This window comes from Occallatibacter sp., from assembly GCF_049582745.1.
Classification (GTDB): Bacteria; Acidobacteriota; Terriglobia; order Terriglobales; family Acidobacteriaceae; genus Telmatobacter.
The window spans coordinates 68,521-81,720 of the sequence record NZ_JBAUUO010000063.1 but is presented as its reverse complement, the minus strand read 5'-3'; the positions used below and the strand labels follow the sequence as shown (position 1 = coordinate 81,720).

The 13,200-nt window shown below is 59.4% G+C and carries 13 protein-coding genes; 1 reads left to right on the top strand and 12 read right to left on the bottom strand.

Annotation, left to right across the window (positions count from 1 at the left end):
• Positions 1-37: 37 nt before the first annotated feature.
• From WCA10_RS09710 to rpmI, 10 genes are all read right to left on the bottom strand, one after another.
• Complete coding sequence (locus WCA10_RS09710; protein ID WP_472822309.1) at positions 38-535, bottom strand: hypothetical protein; 498 nt, start codon at positions 533-535, stop codon at positions 38-40.
• 150 nt (positions 536-685) lie between these two features.
• A complete protein-coding gene (locus WCA10_RS09705; protein WP_472822308.1) occupies positions 686-1,708 on the bottom strand; it encodes a VWA domain-containing protein in 1,023 nt (340 codons plus the stop codon).
• An 8-nt stretch (positions 1,709-1,716) separates the two neighbouring features.
• Positions 1,717-2,799, bottom strand: a complete 1,083-nt coding sequence (locus tag WCA10_RS09700) for an RluA family pseudouridine synthase (protein ID WP_472822307.1) — start codon at positions 2,797-2,799, stop codon at positions 1,717-1,719.
• Positions 2,792-3,643 carry a prolipoprotein diacylglyceryl transferase gene (locus tag WCA10_RS09695; RefSeq protein WP_472822306.1) on the bottom strand — a complete coding sequence of 284 codons (852 nt, stop codon included), beginning with the start codon at positions 3,641-3,643 and terminating at the stop codon, positions 2,792-2,794. Before WCA10_RS09695 ends, WCA10_RS09700 begins: the two co-directional genes overlap by 8 nt.
• Positions 3,644-4,099: 456 nt before the next feature.
• Complete coding sequence (locus WCA10_RS09690) at positions 4,100-4,414, bottom strand: cell division protein ZapA (protein ID WP_472822305.1); 315 nt, start codon at positions 4,412-4,414, stop codon at positions 4,100-4,102.
• 9 nt (positions 4,415-4,423) lie between these two features.
• Complete coding sequence (locus WCA10_RS09685) at positions 4,424-4,762, bottom strand: hypothetical protein (protein WP_472822304.1); 339 nt, start codon at positions 4,760-4,762, stop codon at positions 4,424-4,426.
• 102 nt (positions 4,763-4,864) lie between these two features.
• Complete coding sequence (pheT, locus tag WCA10_RS09680; RefSeq protein ID WP_472822303.1) at positions 4,865-6,976, bottom strand: phenylalanine--tRNA ligase subunit beta; 2,112 nt, start codon at positions 6,974-6,976, stop codon at positions 4,865-4,867.
• Positions 6,977-7,624: 648 nt separating this feature from the next.
• Positions 7,625-8,731 (bottom strand): phenylalanine--tRNA ligase subunit alpha, encoded by a 1,107-nt coding sequence (gene pheS, locus WCA10_RS09675; RefSeq protein ID WP_472822302.1) that lies wholly within the window; start codon positions 8,729-8,731, stop codon positions 7,625-7,627.
• Positions 8,732-8,845: 114 nt separating this feature from the next.
• On the bottom strand, positions 8,846-9,217 hold the full coding sequence (rplT, locus tag WCA10_RS09670) for a 50S ribosomal protein L20 (RefSeq protein WP_472822301.1): 372 nt from the start codon (positions 9,215-9,217) through the stop codon (positions 8,846-8,848).
• A gap of 178 nt (positions 9,218-9,395) precedes the next feature.
• Positions 9,396-9,593, bottom strand: a complete 198-nt coding sequence (gene rpmI / locus WCA10_RS09665) for a 50S ribosomal protein L35 (protein ID WP_472807018.1) — start codon at positions 9,591-9,593, stop codon at positions 9,396-9,398.
• Positions 9,594-9,820: 227 nt separating this feature from the next.
• Here rpmI and WCA10_RS09660 point away from each other — a divergent pair, with 227 nt between their 5' ends.
• A complete protein-coding gene (locus WCA10_RS09660; protein ID WP_472822300.1) occupies positions 9,821-10,144 on the top strand; it encodes a hypothetical protein in 324 nt (107 codons plus the stop codon).
• Between the two features lie 16 nt (positions 10,145-10,160).
• Here the strand turns inward: WCA10_RS09660 and WCA10_RS09655 are convergent, their stop codons facing one another.
• A complete protein-coding gene (locus WCA10_RS09655) occupies positions 10,161-12,368 on the bottom strand; it encodes a S9 family peptidase (protein ID WP_472822299.1) in 2,208 nt (735 codons plus the stop codon).
• 150 nt (positions 12,369-12,518) lie between these two features.
• Positions 12,519-13,181 carry a translation initiation factor IF-3 gene (gene infC / locus WCA10_RS09650; RefSeq protein WP_472822298.1) on the bottom strand — a complete coding sequence of 221 codons (663 nt, stop codon included), beginning with the start codon at positions 13,179-13,181 and terminating at the stop codon, positions 12,519-12,521.
• Positions 13,182-13,200 lie beyond the last annotated feature (19 nt).

The window sequence follows — 13,200 nt, the reverse complement described above, 5'->3', positions numbered from 1 at the left end:
ATAGCTTTCAGCTTTCGGCCCGCTGCTCATTCGGCGGTCATGCAATGGATCGGCGCGAAGCTGTGGTTTGTTCTGGCTGTCGCTGGCGTTCGCGCTTCCAGGCATCGGCACGCACCGTCGCCGGGTTTGAAGTCGCCCGTGGAATTCTCTGATCAACGGGTGCGATGAGTCTCGCCGAAGAATCGAAGTCCTCCACGTACGGGCCAGTGATCGGCAGTGCCGCGGACTTATGCGTCGTGACACAAGTCAGGCTCGTATCTGTGGACGCCATCGAGCGTGGGGCACAATTCCGATTTGATTCCTCAGCTTGGACAGAAGCCGATGCTCGCGCGCTGAGAGTCCTCGCCGTGAAGACATCCACCAGCTTGTGCAGACATTTATCGCCGCAGAGGTGCCTGGCCGACGCCCGAAGCCGGTTACCCGGGTTGCACACGCCGATGCGAAGCTCCGGTCCGCGATCGTAAGCGACGAACCAGTGGTTGGCGTTGAGCATTTCCGTTCCGCAGATGTCGCACGAAATGGCTTGGCGGATCACCGAGATTCCTCCGCCTTCATTTCATCGCATTCCTGGCGAAACAACGCCTTCACGCGAAGGAAGAATAGCGGTCCGTTTCAAAATCGGACTTGCGCGCATGGTTCAGTGCCAAGATGGGACGGCCGAGTTTCGCACACTTTTCGGATGCTTCTATTCGCGTGGGGCGAAATAGCCCTTCTTGGCGCGGGCGATGTACCTGCGGTCGTTGCAATAGAGGTAGATGGGCCGAAAGGCTCCATTCATCTTGAAGTCCGCCGGCGTGTAGGTCAACGCGTACTGGCTGCGCAGTTCTTCTTCGATGCTCTTAAAGCTGTTGCTCATCTCCTCAACAGAGGGCGGAAAGAAGGTCAAGCCGCCGGTTTCGGTAGCCATCTGGGTCAGGATCTGGTCGCCTTTGCCGCGGCTGGGGGTCCAGTTCGTGCTGATGGCGTAGATGATGGTTTCGGCACGCTGGCACATCTTGATGGCTTCGTCGGGATGAACGCGACTCTGGTTGTCGTCGCCGTCGGAGATGAGGATCATGGCATGGCGGACCGGTTCCTGTCCGCGCGCGTCGAGAAGCTTGTCGCGGCAGGCGGTGTAGACGGCGTCGAACATGGCAGTGCCACCTCCGGGACGCAGGCGGTTGATGCCGGTCTCGAGAGCGTCGATGTTGTTGGTCCAGTCGGCCGTCACGGTCGGGGTCACGTCAAACCCCATGACAAACGCGCGGTCGCTCCTAGATTTTAGAATCTGCAACAGAAACTCCGTCGCAGACTGCTGTTCAAACTGAAACCTTGAACGGATGGAGGTGCTGGCATCGATCACAATGCCAACGCGTAAAGGCAGATTGATCTGCTGACGGAAGGACGTGATCTTCTCGGGTGCCTTTTGGTCGTCCAGCAGCGCGAAGTCGCTCTGTTTCAGGTTGGGAATGTAGTGGCCGTGCTTGTCGGTCACGGTGAAGATCAGGTTGACTTCGTTGACACCGAGCTTGAGGGTTGGGCCGATATCTTCGGTCTGGTCCTGCGCGCCACTTGCGGGTTGCTGGCCGGCAGGGGACTGTGCGGCTGGGGTTTGCGCAGGTTGTTGGGGTGCAGGCGTTTGCGCGGGTCGCGGAGCAGGCTGCTGTGCCTGCAGGGCGGTGACGCACATCGCGGCGGCGAGAACCAGGCCGGACAATTTTTTATTCATAGCACTCCTTATTTTATCAATGGCGCACCACCATCCGGCACCGTCCCCGTTACGGAGGCATTGGCGGAGTCGGTTCGGCCCGATTCGAGACGGGCAAGAAACATCTCGAGATCAGCGGGCAGTGGCGACTCCAGTTCAAGCGGTTTGCCGGTGACGGGGTGCGTGAATGCCAGGCGGGCGGCGTGGAGGAAGTTGCGATTGAGCCTGAGACGCTCGGGCTGAGAGTTACGACGCGCGGAACGGGAGGGAGCGGCCTGTGCGGCGACCTGGTCAGTAAGTTGCGATGAAGCGCCGTAGGTCGTATCGCCAACCACGGGGTGGCCGATGGAGGCCATGTGCACACGGATCTGGTGGGTACGCCCTGTCTCGATGCGGACGCGCACAAGCGTGAATTTGCCGAAGCGCGTTTCGAGGCGGCGTACAACTTCGTAGTGAGAGACGGCGGAGCGGGCGTTGTCTGCAGGGCGGGTGGTCATACGGGTGCGGCGCATCGGATCGCGGCTGACTGCAGCCGTGATAGTTCCCTTCTGGCGCTCGACTGCGCCATGCACGAGTGCGATGTAGGTCTTGCTGATTTGACGTGAGGAGAAGAGTTCGGCGAGCGCGCCATGGGCAGCATCGTTTTTGGCGACGACGATGAGGCCGCTGGTCTCTTTGTCGAGACGATGCACGATGCCGGGCCGGAGATCGCCACCGGTTGCCGAAAGCGCTTTGAATCGAAAGAGCAGCGCGTTGACGAGGGTGTTGCAGTTGCGCGCATCCTCGGTTTCGCCGGCGCCGGCATGCACCATCATTCCGGCAGGCTTGTTGATGACGGCGAAATGCTTGTCTTCGAAAACGACGTCGAGCGGGATGTCCTGCGGCGTGGCTTTGAGGGGTGCGGGATGGGGCTCGCCGGTGATGCGTATGTGCTCGCCGCCGCGGAGCTTGAGTGAAGCTTTAACCTGCGCGCCGTTGACCGACACGTCGCCTTGATCCAGCAGAAGTTGCACACGCGAACGGCTGACGCCCTCAAGTTGCGTGGCGACGAAGTGATCGAGGCGTTGGCCGGCGGCCTCGGGTGGAACGGCAATCGAACGCGGCTCAGCCATGGGATGGTCTTTCAACTTCAAGCGGTGTAGAAGGCGACCGCTCGATGGAGACAGGCGCCATGGCAATGCATTGCGACTTGGATTCAAGCAGCATGGATGTTCCGGCGAGAACGAGAACGATTCCGGCGACCTGGGGACCTTTGATCACTCCCCCGAGAAGGGTTCCGCGGCCGAGTGGGTCGCGCCAGAATTCGGTGATAAAGAGAACCACGCCGGTCGCCATAAGGAAGAGGCCGGCGAGGTCGCCATGCTGGCGGCGATGCGGCAACCAGAGAAGAAGGCCTACTGCAATCGCGAAGAATCCAAGAGAGGCATAGGCCTGGACGGGATGAACGGGAATCCCGAGTGGGGCATCGCTCCATCGCGCAGCAAGCGGGTCGGTGTAGGTGACGGCCCACGGAACGTGTGCGCCCGTGCCGTAGCCGGAGCCGGCGAGCAACGCGCCGATTTGTTCAAAGGCGAGACCGAGAGCCACAGGCGCTGCGAGTACATCGGCCGTAATGCGAAATGGCAAATGATAAACGCGGGCATAAACAGCGGCAACGGCAAGCGCGATGAGGGCGCCAATGCCAGCGAGGAGCGGATGATGAATCATCGCCAGGCTCAACATCCAAAGCGGATGGTGGCGCAGCACCGTCCAGTTCGCGATCACCAGCAACAGGCGCGAACCAATCAGCGCGGTGAAAAGCATAAGGATGCAGAGATTCCAGATCCGGTTGGGATCGCCGCCAACCTTGCGCGCAGTGTGCATGGCGAGCATCAGGGCCAACAACACTCCCGCTGCGGCAGTAGCGCCGTACGAAGGAATGACAAGCGAGCCGATGTGGAAGAGAACGGGATGCACTTGACCAAGGATACCGGTTCAGCGCGCGAGTTGCAGAACGCAAGGGTTAAGCGCTGATTTCACGCTGCCTTGTGGCAAGAACGCTGAGACCTTCGCGACCGCACTTCATCACTGAAGTAGAATCCGACCCGCTGGGCCGTGAGCAATGCGCTGGTGAACCCGTCCTAAGACGGCGGAGCTCCCCGTGGTTCATTAGGCATTCCGGACTGGCGGACACGGCACACAGAACCAAGTTTGTACGAGTAGAGCCCCTGTTCAATGAATGTTGGTTCAACCAGCGTTGACCACCCACCTGCTTTGCAGGCCGGTTTCTATTGCTGACTGTATGGATGTTGGCGAGGAATTGCAAGTCTTGTGCAGGTCAGCTCATTTGTGTTAGTGACATCGGTCACGTTTGAGAATGCCGTTGGCGCAACTCATTTTCCGAATCGTTTCCGGCGTGGAAGCGAGTTTGCCCTACGAACCGCTTTTGCGCTCGCCTTCCAGAACCTCGTCCAGCAAGCGGCTCAGGTGAGCTGTGCGCATCCGTCCTTCATTGGAGTCAACCACGGAGGTCTGCGAGAGTTCGTCGGCCAGGTTGAGCGCCGCGAGGACGGCGACACGCAGTGAATCGACAGTGCGGCCAACCGCCGCCACGGCCCGCATCTTGCTGTCAACCAGATCTGCGAGTTGCCGGATGTGGTCGGGATCCTGGCCGCGCAGGTGATAGGTCTGGTCGTAGATGCTGACCGTGGTGTAACCGGGAGTGTTGGGCTGGATTTCGTTAGCCATCGAAAGACCTCACACTTCAAGTGCGTCGAGTTGCGAAAGCAGGCGCTCGACGCGCTGACGCACCTGGTCGCGCTCGGCGTTGAGGGCGCGCACTTCTTCCTGCAAGGATTTAACGAGCGCAAGCTGTTCGCCGAGTTGACCATCGAGCGTTTCGGCTCGCTGCTCGGCGAGAGCGCGGGCTTGGCGTTCGCTCTTGACCAGCGTGATGGTGCGGGCAATGCGCTCTTCGAGAGCAGAAAAATCGCTGCTGCTCATGGCGAGTTTTCCGAAGTTGTCTTGATCGTGCATTTCAGATGGTTGGGTCTCGGACTGTTCCGCGATCTGGGATTCCAGGGATGATGGCGACATGAAAGTAAACCTCCGCGCAATTGCGCTCTATTCGGGAAGTATAGCTCCGAATGCGGGTGGCAGACGATGAGGGAAACTGAGGTCTATCCACTCCGCGTGCAACTAAGATCGCAGCCGCGCACCGGCATTGTTAACCGCCTCCACGATGCGCGATTGGAACGACTGGACTTCTTCTTCGCGCAAGGTGCGGTCGGGCGCCTGAAAGGTGGCGCTGACCAACAGGGAATACTCCTGCGCCCCCAGGCGGGCATCGCGAAAGACTTCGGCAGCGTGCCACTCGACGAGTTCGGGAATCTGGAGCGATGCGAGCGCCTTGTCAATGCGCTTCCATGAAATGCTTTGATCGAGAACAAGCGAAAAATCGCGCCGCACGGGCTGGAAACGGGAGAAGTCGCGCGCGACGGGTTTGCGCAGCGGCAGCTTGTAGAGGCGGTCGAGATAAATCTCGCCGACCAGGACCGGTTCCTTGATTTTGCGAGCAGCAGCCTGGTTGGGATGGAGTTGGCCAAACCAGCCGACGGTGAGGCCTTCCGCGACGACGCGCGCAGAGCGATAGGGGTGCAACCATGCAGGCGCGAGGCCGGACTCTGGTGGGAATCGGTCGAAGTAGGCAGTACGCATCTGGAAACGCGAGAGGATTTGCTCGACCACTCCTTTCAGGTCGTGGAACTCAATAGCTCTCGCAGGGTGAAGGGCGCTTATGTCAGGAAGAGTGCCCGCAGCAGCAAAGGCCAGCGCCGGACGTTCGTCGACCTTCTCCGTGGTTCCGCTGAAGACCGTGCCGAGTTCGAAGAGGCGCACATCGCTAACGTCGCGGTGAAGATTGCCGGCAACGGCAGCGAGCATGCCGGGGACGAGCGATGGACGCAGCACTCCGGCTTCTTCGCTAAGCGGGTTGCCGATGGGCACTACCTGGCCCGGTGTCGGCGCCGTGAGGGCGGCATCGGCGGCAGAACAGAAGGTGCTGGCGATGGCTTCGTCGAATCCGGCAGCAAGCAGGGTGCGGCGGACGGTAGGTTCTGCTTCGGCCCACGGCAGGGCTTTTACGCCTCCGCCGAATGCCGGCAGCGTGTTGGCGAAGCGGTTGTAGCCGTAGACGCGGGCGACTTCTTCGATGAGATCGATTTCGCGTTCGAAGTCGAGGCGCCAACTTGGAAGCTGAACCTGCCACGCATTGGATTGCGAGGCGTAGCTGGAGAGTCTGCATCCGAGGCCCGCGAGGGTGGATTCGACAAAGGGGGCGGTGATGCCTTGAGAGTCTTCAGTCTTGCCAAGAATGCGATGGACCTCGCTGAGTGCGAGCGTGATGGGCCGGCGATTGGCGGTGCGGGCTTCCCATGCAGACACGCACACGTCGACCAGGTCGCCTTCGATACTGCCGCCGTTGGCAAGGAGGATGCGGCTGACGATTGCTGAAGCGACGGGGGCGGCATTGAAGTCCGCGCCGCGCTCGAAGCGATGACTGGCATCGGTGTGCAGCCCGTGACGGCGCGCGGTGCGGCGCACGGCCATGGGCTCGAACCACGCGGCTTCGACGAGAACGTTTTTCGTGTCGGGCGTGATCATCGTGTCCCAACCTCCCATGACTCCAGCGAGGCCGAGAGGCTTGACGTGATCGGCAACGACGAGGTCTTCAGGATCGAGCGTGCGCTCGATGCCGTCGAGGGTTTTCAGCTTTTCGCCTTTGCGGGCGCGGCGGACGATGATGCCGCCTTTAATCTTGTCGAGGTCGAAGGCGTGCGTGGGCTGGCCCATGGCGAGCAACGCGAAGTTAGTGGCGTCGACGGCGTTGGAGATTTGTTTCTGCTCAAGCAGACCGAAGTACGTGGAAACTTCTGCGCCGGGAAACCAGTCGCGCGAGTTGCCGATGGTGATGCCGCGCAGAATGCGAGCGGTGAAGCGACCGCAGGCGTCTTCGACTTCGATCTTCACTGAGAACAAATCTGAAGCCGGACTTGCAGCGGGTAAAGTGGTGTCGAGTGGCTTGAGTGCGACGCTATAGATAGTCGCGGTTTCGCGCGCAATGCCGTAATGGTTCATGGCATCGACGCGGTTGGTGGTAATGTCCATCTCGTAGAGGGAGCCGTTGTCCGCGCCCAGATCGAAGATACCTTCGACGGCGATACCGCGAAGGGTCAGATCCTCGGCGAGTTGCGCGTCGTTGACGGGAAGATCGAGCAAATAACTGCGAAGCCATTTGGTAAGAATTTTCATTTCTCTTCTGCCTTCAGTTTCACCGAACTTTTTATCTCATCTCCAAAGACGGGCCACTGCGCTTCCTTAATCGCATCAAGAATGTCAGAACCTGCTTGCGAAGTATCGGAGCCAATGAGTACCCAACGGCAGCAACCCAGGTTCCCAAGAACATCAGGCGAAGACCGCATTGGTAATCACTCCCGATGGCAAAAAGCCTTCGATTGGAGCACTCCGGCATCAGGAACCCCTCGTAGAAGCTTCGCCAGCCTATCTTGGCGAGTACCCCATTCTCCTTCTGTATTGCGACCCAGAAAAGAATCCCGGCCAGGAGAATTGGACTTGTGATCAGCCAAGTCCAGCGTTTCAACTCCTCCAGTTTGAATCCTTCATAAGTCAACCCGCTCTTTGATCGGAACCATCCACGTCCGGTGAAGTTCGATCCAAGGTACGTCACGCCTGCAACAAGGCCCAACAGAAACGTCGTTATCAATGTGTGCTCATGCATCAGGCGATTCAGACCAGAAAAACCGCTACGAATGAGGAAATGATCGAACTGGATCAATCCGACTCCGCATAAAAACAACAAGAAAACGAAAACCACAAAGGCAACATATACGCGAATAATCCAGCGCCACATTGCGATCCTTTCATTGCTAACTCCGCGGCTCACGCAAACTGGTTCAAAAAACGCATATCGCCTGCGTAGAGCTGTCCAATGTCGCTGATGCCGTACTTCATCATGGCGATGCGCTCGACGCCCATGCCGAAGGCGAAGCCGCTGATCTTCTTAGGATCGTAGGCGGGCTGTTTCTCTTGAGCGAACGCGAATACTGCGGGATCGACCATGCCGCAACCGAGCAATTCGATCCAGCCGGAGTGTTTGCACTTGCGACAGCCTTTGCCGCCGCAGAAGATGCAGCTGATCTGCACGTCTGCGCTCGGTTCGGTAAACGGGAAGAACGATGGAAAGAAACGCGTTCTGACGGACGATCCGAAGAGCGCTTTCATGGCGTGGTCGAGCGTGCCCTTGAGGTCGCTGAAGGTGATGTTGGAGTCAACGCAGAGACCTTCCACTTGATGAAAGATCGCTGAGTGCGTAGCGTCCTGCGCCTCGTTGCGGTGCACCTTGCCGGGGATCACGATGCGGATGGGCGGCGGCTGCTGCTCCATGGTGCGCATCTGCACGGGCGAGGTGTGCGTACGCAAGAGCAGGCGATCGCGCCGGGAGCGGCGTTCCTGGTTTGCGATGACCAACGTGTCCTGCGTGTCGCGCGCGGGATGGCCCGGTGGGAAGTTCATCGACTCGAAGTTGTAGAAGTCGGTCTCGACCTCCGGGCCGACGCCGACGGAGTAGCCGAGAGCCGCGAAGACCGACACGATTTCATTCATCATCCGCGTAATGGGGTGCTCAGCTCCCGTGAGGCGGCGTGTGCCGGGCAGCGTAATGTCGATGGCCTCGGCTGCAAGGGTGGCGTCGCTTGGGCCTGAGCCGGCGGCTGATTCAACAATGCCTTCGACAAGTTCCTTGAGCGTTTTGAAACGCTCGCCTACGGCCTTCTTTGCTGCTGGTGGCGCGGCTTTCAGCCAGCGTGCGGAAACGTCGTTGAGGCGGCCCTGCTTGCGGCCGACCCAGCGCAGGCGGAAGGTCCAAAGGTCGTCAGGGCTGGCGATTGCGGCGGCTTCGTCTGAGGCCTGTTTGGCTAAGGCAGCAAAAGCCTGATCGAGAGCGGAGTCGGTGTACTCCGGCAGATTCGGAATATCGTCGTTTGTCATTGCGAAAGCCAAGAATATCGTATTGTGCTGCGTGGTATTGAAACGGGACGCAAACAGCAAAACGGCCCGAAGCTAAGCTCCGGGCCGTCGATGAGGCTGATTGCAGCTCGGGCTTTAGGCGGCTTTTGTGCTGGCGAGAGCGGCCTTGGCCTGCTCCACCAGCTTGGTAAAGGCTGCGGCGTCGTGTACGGCGATATCAGAGAGGACCTTGCGGTCGAGCTCGATGCCGGCCTTCTTCAGTCCGTTGATGAACTGCGAATAGCTGGTGCCGTTGAGCTTGGCGGCAGCGGAGATGCGCACGATCCAGAGAGAACGGAACTGGCGCTTCTTCTGCTTGCGGCCGGTGTAGGCAAACTTGAGGCCGCGCTCGACGGCTTCCTGTGCTGCCTGGTAGAGCTTGGATTTGGTAAGGAAGTAGCCGCTCGCCCTTTTCAGGATTTTCTTACGGCGGTCATTCCGCTTCGTGCTGCGTTTTACGCGGGGCATTGGTGTTCTCCATTTTTGCGTTCGTTGGTCATCGCGGCTGGAGGCAGGAGGCCAAGACTTTAGGGTCCGGCGTTAAACCTCTTCACTCGCTCGTTCAAGCCTGAATTTCTCGCCGGTCAGGACGCTTTTCATTCCGGCGGGGGCACTCTGGTGCAGCGCCCCTTTGGATAACGATGCATCAGGCGTAGGGAATCATGCGCGCAACCTTCGCGTAATCACCATCGGAAACAAGCACGGTTTTGCCGAGCTTGCGCTTCACTTTTGGCGATTTTGACGAAAGAATATGGCGCGTCTTGGTCTGGTGCCGCTTGATTTTGCCGGTGCCAGTCTTGCTGAAGCGCTTTTTCGCGCCCGTATGGGTCTTCAATTTGGGCATTTTTTTCTCGTTGTTGGATGAAGCCTGATGGCCCCATCGAACGCCTCGTGAAACAGGGGTTCCCCCGCCTCGAGGGAGGCTCTCATCAGTATAACCCAAGTGGACTTACGGGTGCGATGAAGCCTTGCGGAGGTGAGAGATCGGAGAGGGTTCATCCGTCACAGCGAAATCATCGCGATAACCGCTAAACTCCGCCCATGGAACTCGAGGCCAGAAAGCCGCCTATCTTGATTGTAATCAAGCTGCTGCATACGGCGACCTGGCTGGGCTTTGTTTCGTGCATCGTAGCGGTTCCGATTGCAGCGGAATTAAGGCACTTCAGAGCGGCAGCCGTTCTCAGCGTCGTGGTTCTCTTGGAGTGCTTGATCCTGGCCGTAAACCGCTGTCGCTGTCCTCTGACGAATCTGGCGGCGGCTTATACCGAGGAGCGCACCGATAACTTCGACATTTACCTCCCGCTGTGGCTGGCGCGCTACAACAAGGTCGTCTTCGGATCGCTCTTTGTCGCGGGCGAAGTTTTCGCGCTCGTCCAGTGGTTCAGGTTCCGGTGAGCATTGCCGAAACTAATTACGGTTTCGCAGGCGCTGTGGAGGGTGGCGGGGTTGGCGAGAATGCTGAGTTGATGAACGAGACGATGCGCTGCCGGACATCAAAACCGTGCCATGGTTCGGGCGACGGGTGGCCGAGCATGCCGATGGCGAGCGGTCCGTGGTTTTCGCGCGGATAGGTGACGAGTTCGACGGGAACGCCTTCCTGGCGAAGGGCACGGTACATTTCCTCCGCCTGGCCGAGGGGGTCGGTGGTATCGCTTTGGCCTTGGATCAGCAGGAAGGGAGTTTTGGCGTGCGCCGCGCCGGCGAGCGGGCTCTGCCTCCATGCATCGTTCATGTGCTCCCACGGTTTGCCGAAGTACCAGCGGTCGTACCACGAGCCCCCCTCGGTGCCGTATTCGCTGAACTGGTCGATGACGGGCGCGCCGCTGATGATGGCTTTGAAACGGTCGGTCTTGCCTTCAACGAAGCCGGCCATCTCGCCGCCGTAGCTATAGCCCATCAGCGCCATGCGCGTGGAATCGATGGGGTAGTGGGCGAGAACGTAATCGACCCCGGCCATCACGTCCTGGTAATCGCCACCGCCCAGGTCGTTCTTGTTGCCGGCTGCGAATTTGATGTCGTAGTTGGACGAGCCACGCGGATTGGGGCGAAGCACGGCCCAGCCGTTGCCGATGAGGAAATCGGCGAAGGGATCGCTTCGGTCTTCCCACGCGCCGAAGGGTCCGCCGTGGACGTCGACGACAAGGGGAGTTTTTGCGGAACCGGAGTCCGGTGGAAGATACAGGAGTCCTTCAATGGTGAAGGCGCCGGACTTCCAGTGCACAAGCTGGGGTGCGACGGTGCGGAGGTTCGCCGGCGCGAGTTCGGTTGTGGGAAGAACGGTGCAGGCATCGTCGAGTTTTGCGGCGTAGCAGAGTTGCATGGGATGTCCGCCGGAATCGGCGAGCCAGACCCAACCGGTCTGTTTGCGATTGGTACTGAGACCGGAGACGACGGCGGCGCCGAGATCGATTGGGTCGATCTGTATTCCCGCCCGGTCCAGCCCCATAACAATGCGAACGACAGCATTGCGCGTTCCGATTGCTGCGGGAGCAATAATGCCGCCATCCTGCGTGGAGAAGATTCCCTGGCCTCGAAATTGACCGGCGAAACCGCGTGTAAGGTTCCGGGGCCTTGCGTCGGGAGATCCCGTCGCGAGCACGTAGAGGTCGTCGTAGCCCGGCGGCGCATCGTCGGGAGTCGCAGCAGCGAAGATGATGGAACTGCCACTCACGTTCCAATTTCCGCCGCTGACCGTTGCAGGGACCGATTCAAGCTTAACGGGCCTGGCAGGCGCAGCTGCGTCGACGACCCATGCGGTGCCTGCAGGACCGAGATCGGATGCTTCGTTCGGAGCTTCTGCGACTACGAAGAGTTTGTCGGCGGCGGGAGACCAAACCACGCCGTGGACATCTGGCGGAACATCGATAACTTTCAGATCCCCATCGATTGCGCCGTCGGCCTTGAGCGCGGCGACATACAAGCGCGTGAGGTGCTTCTCGTGATTGACCCACGAAGCGTCGATCTTGGCGTCCTTCTGCTTCTTCTCACCAGGTGTCTCTGGATCGTGCACCCAGAGCGCTAGATACCTGCCGTCATCGCTGATGGAGAATCCGGCAACGTCAATTTCCACAGGTTGTTGCTTCGAATCCGCGGGCTTCTTTTCGTCCTTCTTTTGAACAGCGTCGGGCGCAGGCGGCGGATTGATGGCGTCCTTGTCTTTCGAAACATCGACGGGAGGGAGGATCTTGAGGTCATAGGGAGAGGCTTCGCCGCCGCGCAAATCGAGGCGGAACAGCTGCGTGTGTTCTCCGCGCTTCGCAAGGAAGAAAATCGCGGAGCTATCCGGCGCCCACTGAGCGTTGTGTTCGCCGCGCTTGTCGGCGGGGGGCGAGAAGGTGAGCTGGCGGGGTTTTTCAGTGCTGCCGGTCGCAGTTGGAACTATCCATAGATGGCTTGCAGCGCCGTCGGCCGTAGCGTGCGTGACGGTGAAGAGCACGCTCTTGCCATCGGGCGAAAGCAGCGGCGCGGACAGAGCCTTGAAATGCCTCAGGTCTTCGTTCGTCGGAAAGTGCGGAGCGGTTTGCGGCGCAACTGCTGCAGTGGAGCTGGATTGAGCAGCGAGAAACGAGGAGGCAACAGCAAAACAAACGAGGGGAAGTGCCGGTCTGAATCGGAGCATGGCAGCAGAATACAACGGCGAAGCGGGGTTAGCGACGTATAGAAATTAGCAGGTCAGCACGCTTCGCGATTAGCAAGTCTGCAGGTTAGCAAGCCGAACAAAAACGAAAGGCCGTCTTTTGCAGGCGGCCTTTCTAGTCTGATTTTTCTTTTACTGTGCTTGCGGAGGCGCCGCCGGCCGCTGCGCTTGCTGTGGAGGCGCGGGCGGCTTTGGTTTCTGGCCTTCGGGGCGCTTACTGGGCGCGATAATCGCGTGCAGAATCGTGCCTTCCATGCGCGGCATGAATTCGACCACACCCGAATCGCCTATGTCCTGAATGAGGCGATTGATGATGTTGTAGCCGAGATCGCGATGGGCCATTTGGCGGCCGCGGAAACGGAGACTTGCCTTGACCTTGTCGCCGCCTGCAAGGAACTTGACGGCCTGATTCTTCTTCGTCTGGTAGTCATGCTCGTCGACGGTGACGGAGAATTTGACTTCCTTAACGACGATGATCTTCTGCTTCTTCTTAGCGGCTCGATCCGACTTTTCCTTCTCATAGAGGAAGCGGCCGTAGTCCTGAATACGGCAGACAGGCGGGATGGCGTTGGGTGAGACTTCGACCAGATCGAGGCCGCGCTCCCGTGCGATCTTGAGAGCTTCAAAGGGGGCCAGGATGCCGAGTTGTTCTCCGTTTTCGTCGATCACGCGGATTTCGCGGGCGCGAATGCGATCGTTGATGCGGATAAAAGACTTAGCCGAGCGTTTATCGAGTGCGATGGTACATCCTCCAAAGTTGTTGCGTGCCTTTGCCGGAGAGCTTCCGACGTTCAAACGGGGCGCGCGAACGCAC

Bases quoted from the DNA above. Each gene is read 5' to 3' on its own strand.
- WCA10_RS09655 (WP_472822299.1), bottom strand. From the start codon at position 12,368: ATGCTCCGATTCAGACCGGCACTTCCCCTCGTTTGTTTTGCTGTTGCC.
- pheT (WP_472822303.1), bottom strand. From the start codon at position 6,976: ATGAAAATTCTTACCAAATGGCTTCGCAGTTATTTGCTCGATCTTCCC.
- WCA10_RS09690 (WP_472822305.1), bottom strand. From the start codon at position 4,414: ATGGCTAACGAAATCCAGCCCAACACTCCCGGTTACACCACGGTCAGC.
- WCA10_RS09700 (WP_472822307.1), bottom strand. From the start codon at position 2,799: ATGGCTGAGCCGCGTTCGATTGCCGTTCCACCCGAGGCCGCCGGCCAA.
- rpmI (WP_472807018.1), bottom strand. From the start codon at position 9,593: ATGCCCAAATTGAAGACCCATACGGGCGCGAAAAAGCGCTTCAGCAAG.
- rplT (WP_472822301.1), bottom strand. From the start codon at position 9,217: ATGCCCCGCGTAAAACGCAGCACGAAGCGGAATGACCGCCGTAAGAAA.
- WCA10_RS09685 (WP_472822304.1), bottom strand. From the start codon at position 4,762: ATGTCGCCATCATCCCTGGAATCCCAGATCGCGGAACAGTCCGAGACC.
- WCA10_RS09705 (WP_472822308.1), bottom strand. From the start codon at position 1,708: ATGAATAAAAAATTGTCCGGCCTGGTTCTCGCCGCCGCGATGTGCGTC.
- pheS (WP_472822302.1), bottom strand. From the start codon at position 8,731: ATGACAAACGACGATATTCCGAATCTGCCGGAGTACACCGACTCCGCT.